Annotated in this window: 19 protein-coding genes, 1 tRNA gene and 2 pseudogenes; 15 read left to right on the top strand and 7 right to left on the bottom strand. The window is 71.8% G+C overall.

Annotation, left to right across the window (positions count from 1 at the left end; translation table 11 throughout):
* Positions 1 to 21: 21 nt before the first annotated feature.
* Positions 22 to 1,314 (bottom strand): MFS transporter, encoded by a 1,293-nt coding sequence (locus ACFZB3_RS17480; RefSeq protein WP_391376341.1) that lies wholly within the window; start codon positions 1,312 to 1,314, stop codon positions 22 to 24.
* A gap of 313 nt (positions 1,315 to 1,627) precedes the next feature.
* Entirely contained in the window at positions 1,628 to 3,229 is a 1,602-nt protein-coding gene (locus ACFZB3_RS17475; protein WP_391376338.1) for a potassium/proton antiporter, read from the bottom strand.
* A gap of 197 nt (positions 3,230 to 3,426) precedes the next feature.
* On the opposite strand from ACFZB3_RS17475, the gene ACFZB3_RS17470 reads away from it, so the two are divergent.
* Positions 3,427 to 6,189, top strand: a complete 2,763-nt coding sequence (locus tag ACFZB3_RS17470; RefSeq protein WP_391376335.1) for a penicillin acylase family protein — start codon at positions 3,427 to 3,429, stop codon at positions 6,187 to 6,189.
* Between the two features lie 104 nt (positions 6,190 to 6,293).
* Here the strand turns inward: ACFZB3_RS17470 and ACFZB3_RS17465 are convergent, their stop codons facing one another.
* Positions 6,294 to 6,875: a 5-formyltetrahydrofolate cyclo-ligase gene (locus ACFZB3_RS17465; protein WP_391376332.1), complete on the bottom strand. Its 582-nt coding sequence runs from the start codon at positions 6,873 to 6,875 to the stop codon at positions 6,294 to 6,296.
* 133 nt (positions 6,876 to 7,008) lie between these two features.
* Here ACFZB3_RS17465 and galU point away from each other — a divergent pair, with 133 nt between their 5' ends.
* The 7 genes from galU (at position 7,009) to ACFZB3_RS17430 (ending at position 12,744) form a co-directional block, all read left to right on the top strand.
* Positions 7,009 to 7,920, top strand: coding sequence for a UTP--glucose-1-phosphate uridylyltransferase GalU (galU, locus tag ACFZB3_RS17460; RefSeq protein WP_391376329.1), 912 nt, complete (start codon positions 7,009 to 7,011; stop codon positions 7,918 to 7,920).
* Entirely contained in the window at positions 7,917 to 9,239 is a 1,323-nt protein-coding gene (gene glp, locus ACFZB3_RS17455) for a gephyrin-like molybdotransferase Glp (RefSeq protein WP_391376326.1), read from the top strand. Before galU ends, glp begins: the two co-directional genes overlap by 4 nt.
* 159 nt (positions 9,240 to 9,398) lie before the next feature.
* Positions 9,399 to 9,911: a cyclic pyranopterin monophosphate synthase MoaC gene (moaC, locus tag ACFZB3_RS17450; RefSeq protein WP_391376323.1), complete on the top strand. Its 513-nt coding sequence runs from the start codon at positions 9,399 to 9,401 to the stop codon at positions 9,909 to 9,911.
* On the top strand, positions 9,908 to 10,444 hold the full coding sequence (locus tag ACFZB3_RS17445; protein WP_391376320.1) for a molybdenum cofactor synthesis domain-containing protein: 537 nt from the start codon (positions 9,908 to 9,910) through the stop codon (positions 10,442 to 10,444). The genes moaC and ACFZB3_RS17445 overlap by 4 nt, the downstream gene beginning before the upstream one ends.
* A gap of 20 nt (positions 10,445 to 10,464) precedes the next feature.
* On the top strand, positions 10,465 to 11,136 hold the full coding sequence (locus ACFZB3_RS17440; protein WP_391376317.1) for a GNAT family N-acetyltransferase: 672 nt from the start codon (positions 10,465 to 10,467) through the stop codon (positions 11,134 to 11,136).
* Between the two features lie 185 nt (positions 11,137 to 11,321).
* Entirely contained in the window at positions 11,322 to 12,566 is a 1,245-nt protein-coding gene (gene glpR / locus ACFZB3_RS17435) for a gephyrin-like molybdotransferase receptor GlpR (protein ID WP_391376314.1), read from the top strand.
* 104 nt (positions 12,567 to 12,670) lie between these two features.
* Positions 12,671 to 12,744: transfer RNA gene (locus ACFZB3_RS17430), tRNA-Ala, on the top strand.
* A 166-nt stretch (positions 12,745 to 12,910) separates the two neighbouring features.
* Here the strand turns inward: ACFZB3_RS17430 and ACFZB3_RS17425 are convergent.
* Positions 12,911 to 13,813 (bottom strand): LysR substrate-binding domain-containing protein, encoded by a 903-nt coding sequence (locus tag ACFZB3_RS17425; RefSeq protein WP_391376311.1) that lies wholly within the window; start codon positions 13,811 to 13,813, stop codon positions 12,911 to 12,913.
* 121 nt (positions 13,814 to 13,934) lie between these two features.
* On the opposite strand from ACFZB3_RS17425, the pseudogene ACFZB3_RS17420 reads away from it, so the two are divergent.
* Positions 13,935 to 14,312 (top strand): annotated as a pseudogene (locus ACFZB3_RS17420) (nuclear transport factor 2 family protein); the annotation flags it as partial.
* Positions 14,313 to 14,326: 14 nt separating this feature from the next.
* On the opposite strand, the gene ACFZB3_RS17415 reads toward ACFZB3_RS17420, so the two are convergent.
* On the bottom strand, positions 14,327 to 14,827 hold the full coding sequence (locus ACFZB3_RS17415) for a GNAT family N-acetyltransferase (RefSeq protein ID WP_391376308.1): 501 nt from the start codon (positions 14,825 to 14,827) through the stop codon (positions 14,327 to 14,329).
* A 79-nt stretch (positions 14,828 to 14,906) separates the two neighbouring features.
* Between ACFZB3_RS17415 and ACFZB3_RS17410 the strand changes: the two genes are divergently transcribed.
* Positions 14,907 to 15,710 (top strand): exodeoxyribonuclease III, encoded by an 804-nt coding sequence (locus ACFZB3_RS17410; RefSeq protein WP_391376305.1) that lies wholly within the window; start codon positions 14,907 to 14,909, stop codon positions 15,708 to 15,710.
* 42 nt (positions 15,711 to 15,752) lie between these two features.
* Here the strand turns inward: ACFZB3_RS17410 and ACFZB3_RS17405 are convergent, their stop codons facing one another.
* Positions 15,753 to 16,373 (bottom strand): MerR family transcriptional regulator, encoded by a 621-nt coding sequence (locus ACFZB3_RS17405; RefSeq protein WP_391376936.1) that lies wholly within the window; start codon positions 16,371 to 16,373, stop codon positions 15,753 to 15,755.
* A 210-nt stretch (positions 16,374 to 16,583) separates the two neighbouring features.
* On the opposite strand from ACFZB3_RS17405, the pseudogene ACFZB3_RS17400 reads away from it, so the two are divergent.
* The 4 genes and pseudogenes from ACFZB3_RS17400 to ACFZB3_RS17385 form a co-directional block, all read left to right on the top strand.
* A pseudogene (locus ACFZB3_RS17400) lies at positions 16,584 to 18,062 on the top strand (flavin-containing monooxygenase); the annotation flags it as partial.
* 40 nt (positions 18,063 to 18,102) lie between these two features.
* Positions 18,103 to 19,059 carry an alpha/beta fold hydrolase gene (locus ACFZB3_RS17395; protein ID WP_391376302.1) on the top strand — a complete coding sequence of 319 codons (957 nt, stop codon included), beginning with the start codon at positions 18,103 to 18,105 and terminating at the stop codon, positions 19,057 to 19,059.
* Positions 19,056 to 19,940 carry a short-chain dehydrogenase/reductase gene (locus ACFZB3_RS17390; protein ID WP_391376299.1) on the top strand — a complete coding sequence of 295 codons (885 nt, stop codon included), beginning with the start codon at positions 19,056 to 19,058 and terminating at the stop codon, positions 19,938 to 19,940. The genes ACFZB3_RS17395 and ACFZB3_RS17390 overlap by 4 nt, the downstream gene beginning before the upstream one ends.
* 88 nt (positions 19,941 to 20,028) lie before the next feature.
* Positions 20,029 to 20,244 carry a hypothetical protein gene (locus ACFZB3_RS17385; RefSeq protein WP_391376296.1) on the top strand — a complete coding sequence of 72 codons (216 nt, stop codon included), beginning with the start codon at positions 20,029 to 20,031 and terminating at the stop codon, positions 20,242 to 20,244.
* A 162-nt stretch (positions 20,245 to 20,406) separates the two neighbouring features.
* Here ACFZB3_RS17385 and ACFZB3_RS17380 read toward each other — a convergent pair whose 3' ends face one another.
* Positions 20,407 to 23,802, bottom strand: a complete 3,396-nt coding sequence (locus tag ACFZB3_RS17380) for a S41 family peptidase (protein ID WP_391376293.1) — start codon at positions 23,800 to 23,802, stop codon at positions 20,407 to 20,409.
* A 167-nt stretch (positions 23,803 to 23,969) separates the two neighbouring features.
* Here ACFZB3_RS17380 and ACFZB3_RS17375 point away from each other — a divergent pair, with 167 nt between their 5' ends.
* Positions 23,970 to 24,575, top strand: coding sequence for a TetR/AcrR family transcriptional regulator C-terminal ligand-binding domain-containing protein (locus tag ACFZB3_RS17375; protein WP_391376290.1), 606 nt, complete (start codon positions 23,970 to 23,972; stop codon positions 24,573 to 24,575).
* Positions 24,576 to 24,664 lie beyond the last annotated feature (89 nt).

The following is a 24,664-nucleotide window of genomic DNA, read 5'->3' as shown; positions in this document are numbered from 1 at the left end:
ATACTGACGTATTCCTGAGGATCAGTCCACCGTCAGCGGTACGCGGTGACCGACGCCACGTGCGACCGTGCGGTTCCGGGGCCGGGTGACGAGCCGCGAACGCAGCGCCAGGAGGGTCACCAGGGCGAGCAGGGTGCCCGCCATCGGCACCAGGAACCCGGCGCCGCCCCACAGGCGGTCCTCCAGCTGTCCGGCGACCGTGACGGCGGCCGCCTGGCCGAGCGCCACCGCGCCGGTCAGCCAGGTGAAGGCCTCCGTGCGGGCGCCGGCCGGGACCAGGTCCTCGACCAGCGTGTAGCCGGTGATCAGGGCGGGCGCGATGCACATGCCGACCAGCAGGCCGAGGCCGGCCAGGACGAGCACCGAGTGGGACGTCCACAGCGCCGACGCGGTCAGCGCGAGCGCCGCGTAGCCGACGACCAGGCGCCGGTGCGGGGCGGCCTTCCAGGCGAGCGCGCCGCAGACGATGCCGGAGAGCATGTTCCCCGCGGCGAAGGTGCCGTACAGGACGCCGTTCAGGCCGGGCTCGCCGATCGACTCGGTGAAGGCCGCGAGGGAGACCTGCATGCCGCCGAAGACGGAGCCGATGCCCAGGAAGGATACGACCAGGACGCGTACGCCCGGGACGCGGAGTGCGGAGGCGTGCCGCACGCGCGCGTGGCCGGCGCCGGTCACCTGCGGCTGGGTGCTCTTCCGCGCGGCGAACAGCAGGCCGCCGGCCAGGGTCAGCGCGGCTTCCGTGACCAGGCCGGCGGCCGGGGCCACGGTGGTGCACAGGGCGGTCGCGAGCAGCGGGCCGAAGACGAAGGTGAGCTCGTCGGTGACGGACTCGAAGGCGGCCGCGGTGGACATCAGAGGGGTGTCCTGGAGCTGCACGCCCCAGCGGGCACGCACCATGGGGCCGATCTGCGGCACCGAGGCGCCGGTCGGCACGGCCGCCGCGAAGAGCGCCCACAGGGGCGCGTGCGCCAGCGCGAGCGCCGTGAGGGCGAGGCCGGACAGGGTGTGCACGAGGACGCCGGGGACCAGCACCGCCCGCTGCCCGTAGCGGTCGGCCAGACGGCCGCTGTAGGGGGCGAACAGGGCCATGGAGACGCCGGTGACGGCCGCCGCGGCGCCCGCGGCGCCGTACGAGCCGGTGGTGTGCTGCACGAGCAGCACGATGGAGATGGTGAGCATCGCGAACGGCTGGCGCGCCGCGAAGCCGGGGAGCAGGAACGTCCAGGCGCCGCGGGTGCGCAGCAGCTGTCCGTATCCCGGGCGGGGCGGCGCCGCCGGGTTCTCCGACGGTTCGGTGGTGACCGTGGATGCCACGGCCCGTGCCTTTCTGCCGCCTGGTAGCGCGCCCGTGCGGGGGGCGCCGAGAGCTGTCCTCTTGCGCGGAACTGCGGTAGATACCGGCATCCACTGCGAAGAGCGTCCCGGCCGCCATACGGTCGCGCCAGCTCTGCGTCAGGCAGAGTTGGTTCGATCAGGTGCTTTCATCGTACAGGGGTGAAAGCCCGGTACGCCTGTGAAAACCAGCACCGTCAGGCCCGTTCACCTGGGATTGGCTGGGGTGTGAACTATCCGAAACACGCCCTTAACGCACGCCCGGCGCACCGCCAACGCACGCCCGGCGCACCCGTTAACGCCCGCCCGGCGCACCGCTCGACCCCGCGCCCGCCGTCCCGTTCGTGCCCAGCCAGCCCGCCAGCTTGCCCCCGTGGCCGACCGCGCGCAGTCGCCGTTCCGCGGCGTCCCGCACCGGGTCGGTGGCGACCACGAGGAGTTCGTCCCCGCGCCGCAGCACCGTCGCGGGCAGCGGAACAAACGATTTTCCTTCGCGGACGACGAGGGTGACGGCGGCCCCGGCGGGCAGCCGCAGCTCGTTGATCTCCACGCCGTGCATCAGGGAGCCCTCGGGGATCGACACGGACAGCAGGTGCCCGCGCAGCCGCTCCAGGGGCGCGGACTCGATGCCGAGGTCGGCGGCCTCCGGGCCCTCGCCGAGCCGCAGCTTGCGGGCCAGCCAGGGCAGCGTCGGACCCTGGACGAGGGTGTAGACGACGACCAGGACGAAGACGATGTTGAAGATCCGGTGGCTGGCGTCGACGCCGTTCACCATGGGGATCGTCGCCAGGATGATGGGCACGGCGCCGCGCAGCCCGGCCCAGGACATCAGGGTCTGCTCCGCCCAGGGCACCCGGAACGGCGCGAGGCTGAGGATCACGCTCACCGGCCGCGCCACCATGGTGAGCACCAGCCCGATGACGAGGGCGGGCACGATGTCGTCGCCGAGCTCGTGCGGGGTGACCAGCAGGCCGAGCAGGACGAACATGCCGATCTGGGCGATCCAGCCGAGCCCCTCGGCGAACCCGCGGGTGGCCGGCCAGTGCGGCAGCTTGGCGTTGCCGAGCACCATGGAGGCCAGGTAGACCGCGAGGAAGCCGCTGCCGTGCGCCAGCGCGCCGGCCGCGTACGCCGTGACCGCGATGGCCATCACCGCGATCGGGTAGAGGCCGGAGGCGGGCAGCGCGACGTGCCGAAGGCCCCAGGAGCCGAGCCAGCCGACCGCGAGGCCTATGCCCGCGCCGATGGCCAGCTCCATCGCTATCTCGCCCACCAGGACGTACCAGTGCTCGACCGGTCCCGCGGTGGACAGGGCGACGACCAGGATGACCACCGGGGCGTCGTTGAAGCCGGACTCCGCCTCCAGGGTGCCCGTCACGCGCGCGGGCAGCGGAATGCGCCGGAGCACGGAGAACACCGCCGCCGCGTCCGTCGAGGACACCACCGCGCCGATGATGAGCGCCTGCCGCCACTCCAGTCCGACCAGGTAGTGCGCGCCCGCGGCGGTGACGCCGACGCTCACCCCGACCCCGACGAGGGCCAGCATGGAGGCGGACGCCAGGACCGGTTCGACCTCCTTCCACTTCGTGCCGAGACCGCCCTCGGCCAGGATCACGACCAGGGCCGCGTATCCGATGACCTGGGTCAGTTCGGCGTTGTCGAAGTGGATGTCGCCGATGCCGTCCTGGCCCATGAGGACGCCGATCCCCAGGTACACGAGCAGGCTGGGGAGCCCGCTGCGCGAGGAGATCCGGACGGCCGCGACGGCGACCAGCAGGACCACGGAGCAGACGAGCAGGAGCTGGTTGAGGTGGTGGACGGTCAGCGGCGGTTCCCTTCCTTGGCTCGCGCGCGGGCGACGCGGAAGCTCACGTACACAGGACCGAGAGTGCGGCACTGCGCACCCAAGTACTTCGTTACCTTACCTAACTCTTGACGCTTTCTTGACGCTTCCCGCGGCAAGATCGAACGCCCGTGCCCGCCGGTTCCCCACTCCGGGTCAAGTGGCGTCAGGCCCTGCGCCTATGGTTGCTCCAGCGCTCAGTCAAATGCACATGCCCGTCTGCCGCTCGCGTTAGGACAGCAAGGACAGCGATGCCCCCCAACACCACCGCCACATCGGGTGACAAGCCTGGCAAGTCCGGCAGGAAGAAGGGGCGCAGAGCACGACTTGTCGTGCTCGTGCTCGTCCTGGCAGTCGTCGGTGGCGTCTTCTACGGGGCGTACTGGTCGGTCAGCACGGTCCGCGCGTCCTTCCCGCAGACCAAGGGTTCGATCACGCTCGAAGGCCTCTCCGGGCCCGTGACCGTGAAGCGCGACAGCTACGGGATCCCGCAGATCTACGCCTCCACCGACGAGGACCTGTTCATGGCGCAGGGCTACGTCCAGGCGCAGGACCGGTTCTACGAGATGGACGTGCGCCGGCACATGACCTCCGGGCGCCTGTCGGAGATGTTCGGCAAGGGCCAGGTGAAGAACGACGAGTTCCTGCGCACCATGGGCTGGGACCGGGTCGCGAAGGAGGAGTACGACACCAAGCTGTCGGACTCCACGAAGAAGTACCTCCAGGCCTACTCCAAGGGAGTCAACGCCTACCTCCAGGGCAAGGACGGCAAGGACATCTCCCTGGAGTACGCGGCCCTCGGGTTCGTCAACGACTACAAGCCCGAGCAGTGGACCCCCGTCGACTCGGTCTCCTGGCTGAAGGCGATGGCCTGGGACCTGCGCGGCAACATGGACGACGAGATCGACCGGGCCCTGATGACCAGCCGCCTCGGCCCGCAGCAGATCAAGGACCTGTACCCGGACTACCCGTACAGCCGGAACAAGCCGATCGTCCAGCAGGGGCAGTACGACGCGGTCACCAAGACGTTCGAGCAGAGCGGCTCCACGAGCGGTTCCGGGACCTCGACGGACACGAGCGGCACCTCGACCTCGTCCTCCACCGGTTCGGCGCTCACGAGCCAGCTGGAGAGCCTCTACAACGTCCTGGACGACGTCCCCACGGCCGTCGGCGTGAACGGCCAGGGCATCGGCTCCAACTCCTGGGTCGTCGGCGGCGAGCACACCATCACCGGCAAGCCGCTGCTCGCCAACGACCCGCACCTGTCGGCGTCACTGCCGTCCGTCTGGTACCAGATGGGCCTGCACTGCACCACGGTCTCCAGCAAGTGCCAGTACGACGTCACCGGCTACACCTTCGCCGGCATGCCCGGCGTGGTCATCGGCCACAACGCGGACATCGCCTGGGGCATGACCAACTCCGGGGTCGACGTCACCGACCTCTACCTGGAGAAGCTCTCCGGCGACGGCTACCTGTACGACGGCAAGACCAGGCCCTTCACGACCCGGACCGAGACCATCAAGGTCGCCGGCGGCGCGTCCAAGAAGATCGTCGTGCGCCAGACCGCCGACGGCATGCCGCTGCTGTCCGACCGTGACGACGAACTCGTCGAGGTCGGCAAGAAGGCCAGTGTCGACACCGCCGCACCCGACCGCGGCGACGGCTACGGCATCGCCCTGAGATGGACCGCCCTGGACCCGGGCACCACCATGGACGCCGTCTTCGCCCTCGACAAGGCGTCCGACTGGGACTCCTTCCGCCAGGCGGCCGCCCAGTTCGACGTGCCCTCGCAGAACCTGATCTACGCCGACACCAAGAACAACATCGGCTACACGCTGCCCGGCAGGATCCCCACGCGCTCGTCGGCGGACGACGGCTCCATCCCGGCGCCGGGCTGGGACCCCAAGTACAAGTGGACCGGCTTCATCAAGCAGGACGAGCTGCCCTACGAGTACGACCCGAAGCGCGGCTACATCGTCACCGCCAACCAGGCCGTGATCGACCAGGACAAGTACCCCTACACGCTCACCACCGACTGGGGCTACGGCACCCGCAGCCAGCGCATCACCGACCTGATCGAGTCGAAGATCAAGGACGGCGGCAAGATCTCCACGGACGACATGCGCCAGATGCAGACGGACAACAGCAGCGAGATCGCCAAGCTGCTGGTGCCCAAGCTGCTGAAGATCAACCTGGACGACAAGGACGTCCGGGAGGCGCAGAAGCTCCTGGAGGGCTGGGACTACACCCAGGACGCCGACTCCGCGGCCGCCGCCTACTTCAACGCGGTCTGGCGCAACATCCTCAAGCTCGCCTTCGGCAACAAGCTGCCCAAGGAGCTGCGGGTCGAGGGGCAGTGCCTGTGGGTCGACAAGGTCGACAGCACCGGTCCGGTGGACGACGACACCAAGGTGCGCGAGTGCGGCGAGCGCGACGCCGACCAGGCCCAGCCGGACGGCGGCGACCGCTGGTTCGAGGTGGTCCGCAACCTCATGGACAAGCCGGACAGCGACTGGTGGAAGACGCCGGCCGGCGCCGGTGACCGCCCCAAGGCCGACAACATGGACGAGCTGTTCAAGCGCGCCATGATCGACGCCCGCTGGGAGCTGACCGCCAAGCTCGGCAAGGACATCGACACCTGGAGCTGGGGCCGGCTGCACCGCCTGTTCCTGAAGAACCAGACTCTGGGCACCGACGGCCCGGCCATCGTCCAGTACATCCTCAACCGCGGCCCCTGGAAGCTCAGCGGCGGCGAGGCCACGGTCGACGCGACCGGCTGGAACGCCGCCGGCGGCTACGGCGTCGTCTGGGTGCCGTCCATGCGGATGGTCGTCAACCTCGACGACCTCGACAAATCCAAGTGGATCAACCTCACCGGAGCCTCCGGCCACGCCTTCAGCGCCCACTACACCGACCAGACGAGCAAGTGGGCCGACGGCGAACTGCTCCCGTGGTCGTTCTCGGACAAGGCGGTCGACAAGAGCACCAGCGACACCCTCGTCCTCAAACCCTGAGCCCGACGGCCGGTCGCCGCTGAAACGGCCCTCCACGCGTGCGTGGAGGGCCGTTTCACATGCGCGAGGGCAGGAGAAGACGGCCGGGAGCGGCCGGGAGCGGCTCAGGGGGTCGCGAACCGGCGCACCCCCGACGGCGTCACCACCGCCTGCACCGGCCGGTCGTGCGCCTGCGCGGGCACCCGCTCGACGACCTCCGTGTCGTACAGCAGCACCACGAGCGCCGGGCGCGCGCCCGCGCGCTCCAGCCGCGCCAGCACCCGGTCGTACGAGCCGCCGCCGCGCCCCAGGCGCATCCCGCGCGCGTCCACCGCGAGCCCCGGCAGCAGCACGGCGTCCGCGTCCAGCACGGCGTCCGGCCCCAGGCGTTCACCGGAGGGTTCGAACAGCGCCATCTTCCCGCCGTGTTGGACGCGGGCGAGGGAGCCCTCCCCGGTGTACGCGCCCCAGTCCAGGTCGTGGTCCGGCAGCAGCGCGGGGAGCAGGACGCGCACCCCCCGCGTGACCAGCGCGTCCAGCAGCGTGAGCGTGCCGGGCTCGTTCTCGACCGAGACGTACGCCGCCACCGTGCGCGCACGCGCCAACTCGGGCAGTTCCAGCGCGTGCCCGGCCAGCGCGTCGGCCGCCTCCCTGACGACATCCGTCGTCAACCTGTTCCTCACCCCGAGGAATTCTCGGCGCAACATTCGCTTGTCAGTCTCGGCCTCAGGTCCACCGTGCTCCACAGGTCGTTCCCGCGCCCTTCCTTAATCCGCTCATATGGTGCCAATTGCCCGGAGTCTCAGATTCTCCACAAAGGCACCGGATAAGGTTGCGGACATGACTCAGTCGCACCCCAGGATCAGCAAGGCTGTCATTCCCGCAGCAGGCCTCGGCACCCGGTTCCTGCCGGCCACCAAGGCCACTCCCAAGGAGATGCTGCCGGTCGTCGACAAGCCGGCGATCCAGTACGTGGTCGAGGAGGCCGTGTCGGCGGGGCTCGACGACGTCCTCATGATCACCGGACGCAACAAGCGCCCTCTGGAAGACCACTTCGACCGCAACTACGAGCTGGAGTCGGCGCTCCAGAAGAAGGGCGACGCCGGCCGGCTCGCCAAGGTGCAGGAGTCCAGCGACCTGGCCACCATGCACTACGTCCGCCAGGGCGACCCCAGGGGCCTCGGTCACGCCGTGCTCTGCGCCGCCCCGCACGTGGGCCACGAGCCCTTCGCCGTCCTCCTCGGCGACGACCTGATCGACCCCCGCGACCCCCTGCTGCGGCGCATGATCGAGGTCCAGGAGCAGCACGGCGGCAGCGTGATCGCGCTCATGGAGGTCGACCCCGAGCAGATCCACCTCTACGGCTCCGCGGCCGTGGAGACCACCGCCGACAGCGACGTCGTCAAGGTGACCGGACTGGTCGAGAAGCCGGACCCGGCGGACGCCCCGTCCAGCTACGCGGTGATCGGCCGCTACGTCCTCGACCCGCACGTCTTCGACATACTGCGGCGCACCGAGCCGGGCCGGGGCGGCGAGATCCAGCTGACCGACGCCCTCCAGCAGCTCGCGCAGGACGAGAAGGTCGGCGGCCCCGTGCACGGCGTCGTCTTCAAGGGGCGCCGCTATGACACCGGCGACCGCGGCGACTACCTGCGTGCCATTGTCCGGCTCGCGTGCGAACGTGAAGACCTGGGCCCGGACTTCCGGACCTGGCTTCGCAGTTACGTAGCCGAGGAGATGCAGCAGAGTTGAGCAGCACCGCGACCCGCCCCGCCGGCCCGGACCACCTGTGGTCGGTGGACGAGCACCTGGAGGACATCCTCACCACCGTCCGTCCCCTGGAACCCATCGAGCTGCAACTCCTCGACGCGCAGGGCTGCGTCCTGGTCGACGACGTCACGGTGCCGCTCTCGCTGCCGCCGTTCGACAACAGCTCCATGGACGGGTACGCGGTGCGGGTCGCGGACGTGGCGGGCGCGAGCGAGGAGTTCCCCGCCGTCCTGGAGGTCGTCGGGGACGTCGCGGCGGGCGCGGCCGAGCTGACCCCGGTGGGCCCCGGCCAGGCGGTCCGCATCATGACCGGCGCCCCGCTGCCGCCCGGCGCCGAGGCCGTCGTCCCCGTGGAGTGGACCGACGGCGGACTCGGCGAGGGACCGGTCGCCGGGATGCGGGCGCGCAGCCTCGCGCCCGAGGGCGCCGAGGGGCACGTGCGCGTGCACCGGCCGGCCGAGGCACGCGCGCACGTACGCGCGCGGGGCAGCGACGTGAAGGCCGGCGACCTCGCCCTGGCGGCCGGCACGGTCCTCGGCCCGCCGCAGATCGCGCTGCTCGCCGCGATCGGCCGCGGCACGGCACGTGTGCGCCCGCGCCCGCGCGTGGTCGTCGTCTCCACCGGCAGCGAACTCGTGCAGCCCGACGAGGCGCTCGGCAGCGGCCAGATCTACGACTCGAACAGCTTCGCCCTCACCGCCGCCGCCCGGGACGCGGGTGCCATCGCCTACCGGGTGGGCGCCGTCGTCGACGACGCCGAGACCCTGCGCGCCACCATCGAGGACCAGCTGGTCCGCGCCGACCTGCTGGTCACCACCGGCGGTGTCAGCGTGGGGGCCTACGACGTCGTCAAGGAGGCGCTGGCGCACGTCGGCGACGAGGACGAGCCGGGCAGCGGCATCGACTTCCGCACGCTCGCCATGCAGCCCGGCAAGCCCCAGGGCTTCGGCTCCATCGGCCCCGACCACACGCCCCTGCTGGCGCTGCCGGGCAACCCCGTGTCGTCGTACGTCTCCTTCGAACTGTTCGTCCGCCCCGCCATCCGCACCCTGATGGGCCTCGACGACGTCCACCGGCCCCGGACCACGGCGACCCTCCGGGCGGACAAGGCGCTCGGCTCGCCCAAGGGGCGCCGGCAGTTCCTGCGCGGGGCGTACGCCGACGGCGAGGTGGCCGCCGTGGGCGGCGCCGGTTCGCACCTGGTCGCGGCCCTGGCCCACGCCGACGCGCTGATCGTCGTACCCGAGGACGTGGAGTCCGTCGAGCCCGGCACCGACGTCGAGGTCGTCCTGCTCGGCTGACGGGCGTCCTGTTCGGCCGGCCGGTGTCCCGCCACGCACGCGTACCCGTCCGCCGGGCGGTCCTGCCCGCTGGTGCGTGCCGTCTTGGCGGTACCGTGTCGCGCACAGCAGGCCCGAGCGCCGCACCGCGACGGGCCAGGACCGGGAGCGCCACACAGCATGACTGAGCCCTTCCGGGGGGACACCCCCGGACCCTCCGCGCCAGACCGACTGACGCACCTCGACGACACGGGCGCCGCCCGCATGGTCGACGTGTCCGGCAAGGACGTGACCGCACGCACCGCCCGCGCCAGCGGACGCGTCCTCGTCTCGCCCCGCGTGGTCGAGCTGCTGCGCGGCGGCGGCGTTCCGAAGGGCGACGCCCTCGCCACCGCGCGCATCGCCGGGATCATGGGGGCCAAACGCACCCCGGACCTGATCCCGCTGTGTCACCCCTTGGCCCTCTCCGGTGTGAAACTGGATCTGGCGGTCGCGGACGACGCGGTGGAGATCCTGGCCACGGTGCGGACGACGGACCGCACGGGTGTCGAGATGGAGGCGCTCACGGCGGTCTCCGTCGCGGCGCTCACCGTGATCGACATGGTCAAGGCGGTCGACAAGGGAGCGGTCATCACGGACGTACGCGTGGAGGAGAAGACGGGCGGGAAGTCGGGCGACTGGAGCCGGGCGTGAACGCCGGGGCGTCCGCCGAGGGTGCGCCGCGCGCGCCGTATCGCGCGCTGGTCGTGACCGCCTCCAACCGGGCCGCCGCCGGTGTCTACGAGGACCGGGGCGGACCGCTGCTCGTGGCGGGCCTGACCGGCCTCGGGTTCGGCGTGGACGGGCCGCGGGTCGTGCCCGACGGGGAACCCGTGGCGGCGGCGCTGCGCGCGGGGGTCGAGGCCGGCTACGACGTCGTCGTGACCACCGGGGGCACCGGTATCTCGCCGACCGACCGCACACCCGAGGCGACCCGCGCGGTGCTCGACTACGAGGTGCCGGGCATCGCCGAGGCCGTCCGGGCGTTCGGACGGGACAAGGTGCCCACCGCCGCGCTCTCCCGGGGTCTGGCCGGAGTGGCGGGCCGGACACTGATCGTCAACCTTCCGGGGTCCACCGGCGGGGTACGGGACGGCCTCGCCGTCCTGGAGCCGCTGCTGGCGCACGCCGTCGACCAGATCCGCGGCGGCGACCACCCCGGGCCGAGCAGTGGGGGTGCGAGCTGAACAGCCTGTCCTGGCCCGTCGTGCTGGTGGACGGCGACGTCGTCCTCCGGCCCATAAGGGTGCGTGACCAGCGGGCCTGGCGCGAGGTCAACCGGCGCAACCGGGACTGGCTGCGCCCCTGGGAGGCCACCATCCCGCCGCCCACGCCCAGCGGGCCGATCGCGCACCGGCCGACCTACCGGCAGATGGTCCGGCACCTGCGGTCCGAGGCGAACGCCGGCCGCATGCTGCCGTTCGTCATCGAGTACCAGGGGCGCCTGGTCGGGCAGTTGACCGTCGCCGGAATCACCTGGGGGTCGATGTGCTCGGGGCACGTCGGCTACTGGGTGGACCAGTCGGTGGCCGGCCGCGGGGTGATGCCGACGGCCGTCGCGCTCGTGGTGGACCACTGTTTCCGCTCCGTTGGTCTGCACCGCATCGAGGTCTGCATTCGCCCGGAGAACCGGCCCAGCCGCCGGGTCGTGGAGAAACTCGGATTCCGTGAGGAGGGGCTGCGGCCGCGTTATCTCCACATCGACGGCGCCTGGCGCGACCACCTCGTCTTCGCCCTCACCGCGGAAGAGGTGCCCGAGGGGCTGCTCGGCCGCTGGCAGCGGGCCCGCTCGCAGAGCGCGTCCGCGAAGGCGCCGGGCCCGACCGGCACCCCGCACGGGCCCCGCAATCCGCAGAACACCCCAGGGAATCCCGGCTAGCCGAACAAATTGAATGCATGTTCGAAATTGATCGGTTCTTGACCGTCTAGGGACGTTGAATTCGCGGCTCCGACGGCCTACTGATCGCATCGGTCACAAAAAAAGCTCGAAATATCAGCCGGATCGTGCGACACACCGACGCAATTGGCAGATGGCCCCACGCAAACCCCTCTACCGTGTGAGGCGTGAGCAGCAGCGGCCTCATCTACGCAGTCATTGTCGGGGCCTGGGCCGCCTACTTGGTGCCGATGTGGCTCCGTAGGCAGGACGAGCTGAACGAGGCCCGTCCGACGGAACGCTTCAGCACCGCCATCCGGCTCCTGTCCGGACGGGCGGGGATGGAGCGTCGGTACGCCAGGGACCTGCGGGCGCGCTCCGCCTCGGAGGGGGAGCAGGACGCCGGCCAACCGGACGCCGCCACCGACTCGGTGGACGTCCGGGCCTTCGCCATGCCTCCGACCCGCCGTCAGGTCCGGGCGGAGGTGGAGCCGGAGGCGCCCGGACGCCAGGAACCGGCGCGCGACCAGGCGGCCGCCCCGGCGGCCAAGTCCCCGTCCACGGCGCCCCGCCAGGCAGGCACCGCACCCGCGCCCAAGTCGGGTGCCACGCCCGCCCGCAAGCAGGTTCCGACCCCCCGGCGCGCACCCTCCGCGCAGGCGGCCGCGGAACGTGCCCGGCGCTCGAAGGCGCTCGCCCGCCGTCGGCGCACCACCGTCATGCTCTTCGTCGCCTTCACGCTGGGCGCGATCGTCGCCGCCGTCGGGGGGCTCGCCTTCCTGTGGGCGCCGGGCGTGCCCGCCGTCATGCTCAGCGCCTACATCGCCTACCTGCGCGCACAGGAGCGCCGGCGCTTCGCCTACCAGATGGACCGGCGTCAGGCCGAGGCCGCCGCACAGCGGTTGCGGGAGCGCCAGCCGCGCCGGCGCGCGCCCCTCGACCCGGCGGACGCCGGCGCGGACGAACCGGAGGAGGGACCAGAGACCGGGACCGATCCCGGCCTGTCCGCGCTCGCCGCCGACCGGCGCGCCCTCGTCGAGCAGACCGACCACGCCGAGTGGGTCGACCAGCAGCGCGAGCGGCAGCGGCGGCCCGGGCACGGGGACAGCTGGGACCCGGTGCCGGTGCCCCTGCCGACGTACGTGACCGCGCCGGTCGCGCCGCGTGCCACCTCCGACGTGGACCTGGGGGCGCCGGACGCGTGGAGCTCGGCGCGGTCCAGTGCCGTCGCGCCGGAGCAGGAGAGCAGGCCGGCGGCGCCCCAGGCCGAGGCGGAGGAGGCGGAGCCCGCCGACGACGACAGGACGGCACCGGCGGACGGCCGGACCGACGCCCGCCGGGCGGCCTCCGCCCGCCGCGCACGCGAACGCGGCCGCACCCCCCTCTTCGACCAGTACGAGGACGGCGACCGCCCCCGCGCGGCCAACGAATGACCTGAGACGGAGGGCGCGGGGCGCCTCGGCACCCCGCTCCTGACCAGTCAGGGAACGGATTTCCAAGCACCCCGAACGGGATGCTAGAGTTTCACTCGTTGCAAGGGCCTGTGGCGCAGTCCGGTAGCGCACCTCGTTCGCATCGAGGGGGCCAGGGGTTCAAATCCCCTCAGGTCCACTGCACGGTGAGACCCCGCACGATCGTCGAGATCGTGCGGGGTCTTCGTCGTTTCCGGGGGCTGTCGCACGTTTCCACGGCGCACGCGTCACGGCGGGCCCGCGGTGCCGGGACCAACTGCGGTCAGCTGTCCGGCCTTCTCGCCCCGGCGGCGTCGGCCGGCCCGTCACGAAGGCTCACTTGCTGCCGCCGCGAAGGCTGCGGCGAGATGGTCCAGCAGGGGCGCCGCCGAGGGGTGCGGGTCGCGGTGCGGGGTGATCGCGTAGATCCCGCGGGTCGGGGGATCTACGAGGGGCACGGTGGTGACGTCGGTCCGCAGCGCGGACCTGAGCACCCCTGGTATCAGCGCGATGGCGTGACCGGTTGCGACCAGGGCCAGCTTGCCGGGCAGATCGGCCGCCGTGAGGTCGATGCGGGCGACGGCCCCGGCACGGGCGGCGTGCCGGCGCAGGAGCGCCGCCGAGCCGTCGTTGTCCTCGACCCAGATCTGGTCGGCCAGCGTCCGCAGGTGCACGGGGCCACGCCCGGCCTGCGGATGACCGACGGGCAGTACGACGACCATGTCGTCCAGCCCCAGGAACCGGTGTTCGACCCGCTCGTCGTGGGGCAGCCCGGGCGGTGCGTCGGTGACGACGGCGATGTCCAGATCGCCGGCGACCACGCGGCTGTGCAGCTGGGCGCTGAGCCCCGGGAGCAGGCTCCAGCGGATGGACCCGGACTGCTGCAGCAGGGCCCGGACGGCCTCGGGCACCATCCCCGCGGCCAGGGACGGCGTCGCACCGACCGCCAGAGGCCGATCGGACACCCCGTCACGGACATCCCGTACGGCGCGAACCGCGCGGTCGGCCTCGTTGAGCGTGGCCTGGGCATGGCGCCGGAACACCTCGCCGGCCGGTGTCGGGCGCACGCCGCGCGCATGGCGCTCCATCAGCGGCACGCCGAGCTGCCGCTCCAGTCCGGCGATCTGCCGGGAGACGGCCGACTGCGTGTGATGGAGCTCGGCGGCCGCCGCCGACAGCGACCCGAGCCGGCACACGGTCACGAAGGTCCGCCACACCGTCAGCTCCATGGCACCCAGTATCCAGCCGGTATGCGGTCCTCGCACAGGAGCCCTGCGGGATATGCGCTTGTCGCAGATGTGGCGGCGCGCCACCCTGGCCCGTATGACCGCACCGCACACGAATGCCGGCACAGCCGCAGCCGCCACGGCCCCCGCCCCGGACGGTGCCGTGCTCGAACCGCTGCGCGCCTACGTCCGCGGACACGCCACCGGCGACCCCACCCACTTCCGCGACGCGTTCCTGGCCACCGCCCACATCGAAGGGATCCGGGACGGCGCCTTCGTCTCGTGGTCCGTGGACCAGTACTGTGCGCTCTTCCCGGGCCGGCCCGCCCCGGACGAACCGACGCGCTCCCGCCGCGTCGACGCCGTCGACGTCCACGGCACCGTCGCCACCGCGACCATGACGCTCGTCCACGGCGCGGACACCTTCACCGACGTCTTCCTGCTGGTCCGCGGCGACGACGGCTGGCGCATCGCCAACAAGGCCTACCACCGGCACCGTTGAGGGGGCGACGCGGCCTACAGGCCGGCCGGCGGATCCGCCTGCAGGTCCTTCGCGAAGCAGCGGCTGGACTCGTAGTGCCGGTAGTAGCCGAACTTGGTGCACGGCGCATAGCCGCTGGAGGTGTACAGGGCGATGGCCTCCGGCTGCTTGGTGCCGGTCTCCAGGACCATGCGGAGGCGGCCGGCCGCGCGGGCGTCGTCCTCCAGGGCCGTGAGCATGCGGCGGGCCAGGCCCCGGCCGCGCATCGCCTCGATGACGAACATGCGCTTGAGCTCGGCGTCGCCGTCCTCGTTGCCCTCGCCGTTGGCGTCCTGGCTGCGCCAGCCGCCGGTGGCCACGGGGCGGTCGGACTCGTCGTACGCGATCAGGTAGACGCCGTTCGGCGGCTCGAAGTCGGCCGTGTCGAGGGCGGTGGCGTCGCCGCCGTCGCCGTAGCGCAGCTGGTACTCGGCCTGGACCTCGTCGTTCAGCTTGACGGCGTCGGGGTGGTCGAAGGCAACCGGACGTATATTCATGTGAGGCATCGTATATTCGTGCAGGCGGCGAACGCGGTGGACATCGGGACTCCGTCCAGTGTGCCGGTATCGTGCCCTGGTGCTGACTGTGACCTCGGTGAATGTGAACGGGCTGCGGGCCGCCGCGAAGAAGGGCTTCGTGGAGTGGCTCGCGGAGACCTCCGCGGACGTGCTCTGCCTCCAGGAGGTGCGCGCGGAGCCGCAGCAGCTCCCGGAGGAGGTGCGAGCGCCCGGCGGCTGGCACGTCGTACACGCCCCGGCGGCCGCCAAGGGGCGCGCGGGCGTCTCCCTGTACACCCGGCGTGAGCCGGACCGGGTGCGCATCGGCTTCGGGTCGGACGAGTTCGACGCGAGCGGGCGCTATGTCGAGGCCGACCTGCCCGGTGTGACCGTCGCCTCCCTCTATCTCCCCTCCGGCGAGGTGGGCACCGAGCGGCAGGACGAGAAGTACCGGTTCATGACCGAGTTCCTCGCCCACCTGAAGGAGCTGCGCGAGCGGGCCGCCGCCGACGGGCGCGAGGTCGTCGTCTGCGGCGACTGGAACATCGCCCACCAGCAGGCCGACCTGAAGAACTGGCGCGGCAACGCCAAGAACTCCGGCTTCCTCCCGGAGGAGCGGGAGTGGCTCGGCGGCGTCCTGGACCCGGCCGACGGCGGGTACGTGGACGTGGTGCGCGCCCTGCACCCGGACGCCGAGGGGCCGTACTCCTGGTGGTCGTACCGGGGGCGGGCCTTCGACAACGATTCGGGGTGGCGCATCGACTACCAGATGGCCACGCGCGGGCTCGCGGCCAAGGCGGTCAAGGGGTTCGTGGAGCGGGCGGCCACGCATGCCGAGCGGTGGTCCGACCATGCGCCGGTCACCGTCGTGTACGACCTCTGATCCGCGACGTCTGATCCGCGGCCTCTGGTCGTCCTCCGATCGTCACGGCCGCTTGCGCAGCCGCCGGTCCAGGGCCAGGGACACCTCCGCCTCCACCACGCTCCGGGCCAGCGGCCGCAGGCGTTCCATGTCCTCCTCGGGGCCGTGGCGCAGGACGAGGTCGGCGAAGAGTTCGGCGAGGGCGTCCGCGTGTTCGCGGACGCTGCGGCCGGCGGCGAGGACCTCGGCGAGCGGGAAGCCCTCGCGGACCAGGGCCTCGGAGGCGTCCAGCAGGCGGCGGCTGATGTGGACGATGTCGTCGCCGTCGGTGCCGAGGTAGCCGAGGTCCATGGCGGCGGCGAGGTTCTCCGGGGTGACCTCGCCCTCGAAGCGGGCGGCGAGTTCCTCGGGGGTGAGGCGGACCGGCTCCTCCTCGGTGGGGGTGTCGACGCCGATCAGGTCGGCGACGTTGCGGCCCTGGTCGAGGGCCTCCGCCAGCTCGGCGATGCCGTTCAGGGTGTGGCCGCGCTCCAGGAGCGCCGAGATCGTGCGCAGCCGGGCCAGGTGGTGGTCGTCGTACCACGCGATGCGGCCCTCGCGGCGGGGCGGCGGGATCAGCCTGCGTTCGCGGTAGAAGCGCAGGGTGCGCACGGTGATGCCGGCCAGTCCGGCCAGTTCCTCCATGCGGTACTCGCGCCCGCCGCCCAGGTCGGGCCGCTGGTCGGGGGCCGTGGAGGTCTTTCGCGCGCCGTGGTCTGCCACGTGCGCAGCCTATGTTGTACCGCCGGTAACTTTCCTCCGTCCGGACCCTACCCATCGGTACGGAGCTGCTCTACAGTCCAACCGTGCCAGTGTTCACTGGCGTAATCACGGGCGAGGTGTGGAGGCTCCGGGATGGCCCAGCACGAGCATGTACGGGTGGCGGTGATCGGGTCCGGGTTCGGCGGGCTGGGCGCGGCCGTGCGGTTGCGCAGGGAGGGGATCACCGACTTCGTCGTCCTGGAACGGGCCGGCAGCGTCGGCGGTACCTGGCGGGACAACAGCTATCCGGGGTGCGCCTGCGACGTGCCCTCCCACCTGTACTCCTTCTCCTTCGCGCCCAACCCCGACTGGCCGCGCACCTTCTCCGGGCAGGAGCACATCCGCGCCTATCTGGAGCACGTCGCCGACGTGTTCGGGCTCCGGCCGCACCTCCGCTTCGACGCCGAGGTGCAGCGGATGACCTGGGACGTGGAGGCGCTGCGCTGGGACATCGAGACCGCCGCCGGCGCCTTCTCCGCCGACGTCGTCGTCTCCGCCACCGGGCCGCTGTCCGACCCGAAGATCCCGGAGATCCCGGGGCTGGACTCGTTCCCCGGCAAGGTCTTCCACTCGGCCCGCTGGGACCACGACTACGACCTGCGCGGCAAGCGGGTCGCCATGGTCGGCACGGGTGCCTCCGCGATCCAGATCGTGCCCGCCGTCCAGCCCGAGGTCGACCGCCTCACCCTCTTCCAGCGCACCCCGCCGTGGGTGATGCCCCGCGTCGACCGGGCCATCAGCGCCGCCGAGCGCCGGCTGCACCGGGCGCTGCCCTTCACCACCCAGGCCCGGCGCGGACTGCTGTGGGGCATCCGGGAGCTCCAGGTCCAGGCGTTCACCAAGCGGCCCGACGAACTCGGCCTGGTCGAGAGCCTCGCGAAGCGCAACATGGCCCGTGCCGTCAAGGACCCGGCACTGCGCGCCAAGCTCACCCCGGACTACCGCATCGGCTGCAAGCGGATCCTGCTCTCCAGCGCCTACTACCCGGCGATCGTGCAGCCCAACGTGGACGTGGTGGCGAGCGGGCTCAGCGAGGTGCGCGGGTCGACGGTGGTCGCCGCCGACGGCAGCAGCGCCGAGGTCGACGCGATCATCTTCGGCACCGGCTTCCATGTCACCGACATGCCCATCGCGGAGCGGGTCGTCGGCGCCGACGGACGGACCCTCGCGGAGGCCTGGAAGGGCGGCATGGAGGCGCTGCGCGGCGCCTCGGCCGCCGGATTCCCCAACTGGATGACGATCATCGGGCCCAACACCGGCCTCGGGAACTCCTCCATGATCCTCATGATCGAGTCCCAGCTGAACTACATGGCCGACTACCTGCGCCAGCTCCGCGTCCTCGGGGGACGGGCGGCCCTGGACGCGCGCCCCGGCGCCGTGGCCGCCTGGAACCACAAGGTCCAGGAGCGCATGAAGCGCACCGTCTGGAACACCGGCGGCTGCACCAGCTGGTACCTGGACGCGAACGGCCGCAACACCACCATCTGGCCCGGTACGACCACGGAGTTCCGGCGGGCGACCCAGCGGGTGGACCTCGCGGAGTACGACGTGATCCGCGCCCCCTGCCGAGCGGCACCGGCGGCGAGAAGGCCGCGGACGCGGAGGTGGGCGCATGAGCCGGCTCACCCACGTGACCTCCGGGCCGTACGCCCCGCCCGCGCCCGTCCGCGAACTCACCGTCGTCTCCGCCGACGGCGCCCGCCTGCACGTCGAGGTGCACGGCCCCGAGGACGCGCCCCCCGTCGTCCTCGCCCACGGCTGGACCTGCTCGACCGCCTTCTGGGCCGCGCAGATCCGGGAGCTGGCCGTGGACCACCGGGTCGTCGCGTACGACCAGCGGGGGCACGGGCGCAGTCCCGCGAGCCCCGCGTGCAGCACCCGGGCGCTGGCGGACGACCTCGAAGCGGTGCTCGCGCAGACCCTCGAACGCGGGGAGCGTGCCGTGATCGTCGGCCACTCCATGGGCGGTATGACCGTCATGGCGGCCGCCGCGCGTCCCCGTTTCCGCGAGCACGCCGCGGCCGTCCTGCTGTGCAGCACCGGCAGTTCGCGGCTGGTCGAGGAGTCGCGTGTGCTGCCGTTGCGCGCCGGCGCTCTGCGTACCTGGCTGACGGCGCGGGTTCTTGCCACGCGCGCCCCGCTCGGGCCGGTCACGCCCGTCGCCCGGCGCATCCTCAAGTACGCGACCATGGGCCCGGGTTCCGCCCCGCACATGGTGGAGGCGTGCGCACGGATCGTGCACGCCTGCCCGCGCGCCGTGCGCCATGCCTGGGCGCTCGTCCTCGGGCAGCTCGACCTCGACCACGGCGTACGGGAGTTGAGCGCCCCCACCGCGATCGTCACCGGCACGGCCGACCGGCTCACGCCCCCGGTGCACGCCCGCGCGCTGGTCGCCGCGCTGCCGCACCCCGTCGGCCTCACCGAACTGCCGGGCATGGGCCACATGACGCCGGTCGAGGCACCGGAGCTGGTCAACGGAAAGATCCGGGAACTGGTCACCGAGTACGTGACCGGCGCCCCTGAAGCAGCCGGCGCCGACGGGCCCGAGCGGATCAAGGAGGGCTCATGAGCAGGGTCGGTCTCGAAGGACAGGTCGCCGTCGTCACCGGAGCGGCGCGCGGTGTCGGCGAGTTGCTCGCCCGCAAGCTCTCCGCGCGCGGGGTGAAGGTCGCCCTGGTCGGGCTGGAGGAGGAGGCGCTCAAGGAGGTCTCCGGCAGGCTGCACAGCGACAGCGCGTACTGGTACGCCGACGTCACCGACCACGAGGCGATGACCCGGGTCGCCCGGGAGGTCAAGGAGCGGTTCGGGAAGGTCGACATCGTGGTGGCCAACGCCGGGGTGGCGAACGGCGGTCCGTTCGCCGGCTCCGACCCCGAGGCCTGGCGGCGGGTGATCGAGGTCAACCTGATCGGCTCGGCGGTGACGGGGCGGGCGTTCCTGCCCGTCCTCACGGAGAGCCGCGGCTACCTGCTGCAGATCGCCTCGCTCGCCGCGATCACGCCGGCGCCGATGATGACGGCGTACTGCGCGTCCAAGGCGGGCGTGGAGGCGTACGCGCACAGCCTGCGCGCCGAGGTCGGCCACCAGGGCGTGCGGGTCGGGGTCGGGTACCTGTCCTGGACGGACACCGACATGGTGCGCGGCGCCGACCAGGACGAGGTGATGCGGGAGTTGCGGCAGCGGCTGCCGTGGCCGGCGAACAAGACGTATCCGCTGGGGCCGGCCGTGGACCGGATCGTGGCCGGCATCGAGCGGCGCGCGCCGCACGTGTACGGGCAGCGGTGGCTGCGGGGGATGCAGGGCGTGCGCGGGTACCTGCCGGCGCTGATCGGCACGGTCGGGCAGCGGGAGATGAAGCGGTTCGCGCCCCGGTTGCAGGGCATCCGCACGGGGCTCGTCGGTGCAGGTGGGGCGGCCGACGAGGAGGCGCGTGCTACGCACCGTGAGTGATCGAAATGCGAGCGTAGTCGGCCCGTGTGAGTCTGGTCGAGGCCCCACTGAGGGCCGATCCCCTCACCCTCCACAGGAGTGAACCCACATGGGTATGAAGGACAAGGCCGGCAAGATGCAGGGACAGGCCAAGCAGAAGATCCACGAAGGCCAGCAGCAGGCGCAGCAGCGTGGCCAGCAGGCGCAGGAGCGTGGCCAGCAGGCGCAGGAGCGCGGCCGGCAGACGTCTGAGCGGGGTCGTCAGAACATGGACGACACCGAGCAGGAGATGCAGGACCGGTTCGACCAGGACTACGACGCCTAGTCGTTGCACTTGGCTTGGCCGACTGGCGTGGGGCGCCCTTCTTCTTGGAGGGTGCCCTGCGTTTTGTTTTGGGGTGGTGGCGGTGGGGGGGCGGGTGCGGCGCCGTCGTGGTTGCTCGCGCAGTTCCCCGCGCCCCTTACGGGGCGCTTCTGCGGGGCGTTCTTACAGGGTGCTCGTCGGCCTTGGGGGGAGCTTCGGGCGGGATCTGTTCGGGGCCTCGGTGTAGTCCGGGGGGATCGCTGCCGGGTGGTCGGTCAGGAGGTCCAGGGCGAGTTGGATGGCGTCGTCCATCTCGACGTGGCGGCCCTCCGCCCAGTCCATCGGGGTGCGCAGGATCTCCACGTCGGGGGCCACGCCGTGGTTCTCCACGGACCAGCCGTAGTCCTCGAACCAGGCCGCGTTCATCGGCACCGTGATCACCGTGCCGTCGCCCAGGCGGTGGCGGCCGGTCATGCCGACCACTCCGCCCCAGGTGCGCTGCCCGACGACCGGGCCGAGCTTCAGCAGCTTGATCGCGGCCGTGATCATGTCGCCGTCCGACGAGGTGGCCTCGTCGGTGAGCGCGACGATCGGGCCGCGCGGCGCGTTGGAGGCGTACGACACCGGCTGGGCGTTCCTCGTCAGGTCCCAGCCGAGGATGGTCCGGGTGAGCTTCTCCACGACGAGTTCGCTGATGTGGCCGCCCGCGTTGCCGCGCACGTCGACGATGAGCGCCGGCCGGGAGACCTCCATCCGCAGGTCCCGGTTGAACTGGGCCCAGCCCGAGCCGCCCATGTCCGGGATGTGCAGGTAGCCGCACTTGCCGCCGCTCATCTCCCGTACCACCTCACGGCGTTTGGCCACCCAGTCCTGGTAGCGCAGCGGCCGTTCGTCGATCAGCGGGAGGACGGCGACCCGGCGCGGCGGCCCCGACTCGCCCTCGCCCGGGGTGAACGTCAGCTCCACCGTCGTCGCCCCCGCCCCCGCGAGCAGCGGGAACGGCCCGGTCACCGGGTCCACCGGTCTGCCGTCGACGTGGGTGAGGACCGCGCCCTCCCGGATGCCGGTGCCGGCGAGCGGCGAACGCGCCTTGGAGTCGGAGGAGTCGCCGGGCAGGATCCGCTTGACCGTCCAGCCGCCGTCCCGGTGCACGAAGTTGGCGCCGAGCAGACCCTGGAGGCGCTGGTAGTGCGGCGGGCCCTCGTTGCGGCGGGCCGGGGTGACGTAGGCGTGCGAGGTGCCGAGTTCGCCGAGGACCTCGCGGAGGAGGTCGGCGAAGTCGTCGGGGGAGGCGACCCGTTCGACCAGCGGGCGGTACTGGTCGAGCACCCCGTCCCAGTCGATGCCGCACATCCCGGGGTCCCAGAAGTAGTCCCGGATGAGGCGGCCGGCCTCGGCGTACGACTGCCGCCACTCGGCGGGCGGGTCGACCTCGTGCAGGATGCGGCGCAGGTCGATCCAGACGGTGCTGTCGCCGTCGCCGGACTCGGTCGACGGAACGGCCCGCAGCTCGCCCTCGTCGACCACGACCAGCCGGCTGCCGTCGCCGCTGACCGTGAACCAGTCGAGATGGTCCACGAGTTCGGACTTTTTCGCCTTGCTGATGTTGAAGTACTCAAGGGTCGGCCGGCCGCTGGTGTCGGCCGGGTTGACGAAGGTCTCGCCCAGCGCGCCCGAGATCGGCCAGCGCAGCCAGACCAGGCCCCCGCCCGCGACCGGGTACAGCGCCGAGTACTTGGAGGCGGTGACCGGGAACGGGGTCACCCGGCTCTCCAGGCCCTCCACCTCGACCGTCACCGCGCTGCCGTCGCCGGGCTCCTCCTCGTCCTCGACGGGGTCCAGGCCTCCCGCGGCCGGGCGCCCGTCCGGGTTGAGGGCGAACGGCGAGGGGGTCGCCGAGGAGAGCGGGACCAGGTAGGGACGGCAGCCGAGCGGGAACGACAGGTCGCCGGTGTGGACGTCGTACACCGGGTCGAAGCCGCGCCAGGAGAGGAAGGCGAGGTAGCGGCCGTCGCGGGTGAAGACCGGGTTCTCGTCCTCGAAGCGGCCGTTGGTGACGTCGATGACGAGCCGGTCGCTGATGCGGGCCATCTTGATCTGCCGCAGCGACCGGCCGATGCCCGGATGCGACCAGGTCAACCATGACCCGTCCGGCGAGAACGCCAGATCACGGACCGGTCCATTGACCGACTGGATCAGTTCGGTGACCACGTCGCCGGAGTCCGCACCGTCAACGGAGTCAATGCCGGCAGGCTCGGCGGCATCAACTTGGTCAATGCTGTCAACAGGATCAACAGAATCAACAGAATCAACAGAGCTCTCGACGACGTCGACGGCCTCCACGACCTCGACCTCCTCGGCCACGTCGATCAGCAGCAGCCGGCCGTCGTGTGCCGCCACCGCCAGCCGTTCGCCGAGCGGGTCCGAGACCAGTTCGAGCACCCGGCCCAGCTTCCCGCAGGCCAGTCGGCGCGGTGGGCGGGCGCCGGTCGCCCGGGGCAGGTGGGCGATCTCGACGGCGTCCTCGCCGCCGGCGTCCGTGACGTAGGCGATCTGCCCGGTCGAGCCGAGCATCTCCGGGAGCCGTACCCGTACCCCCGGGGTGTCGGCGATGGTGCGGGCCGGTCCGTCGCGGTGGGTGAGCCAGTACAGGCTGCCGCGTACGACGATCGCGCTGGCCCGTCCCGTCTCGTCGACCGAGACGCCGTCGACGTGCTGGGCGGCCGGTACCTGGTACGGGCGGCGCCCCGCGCGGGGCCCGGAGAGGCGCACGTCGAGCCGGCGCGGTGCCGCGTCCGGGCTCAGGTCGTCGACGAGCCAGAGGTCGCCCGCGCACTGGTACACGATCCGGGTTCCGTCGCTGGCGGCGTGCCGGGCGTAGAAGGCGTCGTGGTCGGTGTGCCGGCGCAGGTCGGAGCCGTCGTGGGCGCAGGAGTAGAGGTTGCCGACGCCCTCGTGGTCGGAGAGGAAGGCGATCCGGCCGCCGACGAACATCGGGGAGTCCAGATGGCCGCCGATGCCGGCCAGCAGCCGCTGCCCGTGCAGCCACAGCCGGCCCATGGCGCCGCCCCGGTACCGCTTCCAGCCGGCCGGTTCGTGCGGCGGGGTGCCGGTGAGCAGGAGGGTCCTGCGTTCGTCGGCGATGTCGGCGACCTGGATGTCGGCGACCGGCCCCCAGGGCAGCTTGCGGCCCGGGTCGCCGTCGGGGGAGACCTTGTAGGCCCAGGTGAAGTAGGAGAAGGGCTGGCCGTGCGAGGCCACCGCCAGGATGTCCGCCGCGCCCTCCCGGTCGGGGGGCGTCCAGCCGCACACCTGGGTGTCGGCGCTGCCCCAGTACGTCAGCTGCCGGCCGGGGCCGCCGTCGACGTCGACCAGGTGGATCTCGGGTACCAGGCTCCGCCAGCTCGTGTACGCGATGCGGCGGCCGTCGGGGGAGAACCGCGGGTGGCCGATCTTGGTGCGGTCGACGGTGAGCCGCCAGGCGCGGCCCGGGGCGTCGAGCGAGGTCAGCCAGAGGTCGTCCTCGGCCACGAAGCACAACAGGTCGCCGCTGAGATGCGGCAGGCGCAGATAGCTCACCTCCCCATGCTTTTCCGGGGGCGGAGGGCCAGCAACTCGTGGGAACTCACGGATTTCTCACGCACGTGAGACAGCACACGTACGAAACGGTTTCGTTTCTGTAGATCCCGGGGTATCTTCGAGACGTACACACGAAGGTACCGATGGAGCGGTGAAGGGTGAGTGGCATGACTGAGGTCGCAACGGCGCGTCGCAGTCGCATCACGCCCGAGCGTGAGGCCGAGTTGTACGAGGCCGTGCTCGACCTGCTCCGCGAGGTCGGCTACGACGCCCTCACCATGGACGCCGTCGCCGCCCGCACCAAGTCCAGCAAGGCGACCCTCTACCGCCAGTGGGGCGGCAAGGCCGAGCTGGTGGCCAGAGCGGTGCGGTACCAGAAGCCGGGCGGCGCACTCAGCGAGATCGACACCGGGTCGCTCCGCGGCGACCTGCACGCCCTCACGCTGCGGTCGGACGACTGCGAGATGGAGCAGAACTCGGCGTTGATGCGGGGGCTCGCCATGGCGATCCACGGCAACCCGGACCTCCTGCAGGCGTTCAAGGAACATCTCATCGAACCCGAGATGGCCCAGTTCCGCGAGGTGCTGCAGCGCGCGATCGACCGGGGCGAGGTCCGTGCCGACAACCCGGCGATCAACTTCGTGATGCACATGATGATCGGTGGATTCGCCGCCCGCTCGCTGATCGACGAGCAGCCGCCCACCCAGACCTTCCTGCTGTCGTACATCGACGCCGTGGTGCTCCCCGCCCTCGGCGCACCCGTCACCTGCTGACGACTCCCCACAGCCAGCCCATCTGACGCCACCGCTCACGTCGTCGGGCCGATCATCCCTGCCCCCACCGGGCTGATCACCCCTGCCCT

This window comes from Streptomyces sp. NPDC008092, assembly GCF_042957285.1.
Classification (GTDB): domain Bacteria; phylum Actinomycetota; class Actinomycetes; order Streptomycetales; family Streptomycetaceae; genus Streptomyces.
Note: the sequence above shows the minus strand (reverse complement) of the source record. Positions and strands in the feature narration are given on the sequence as shown.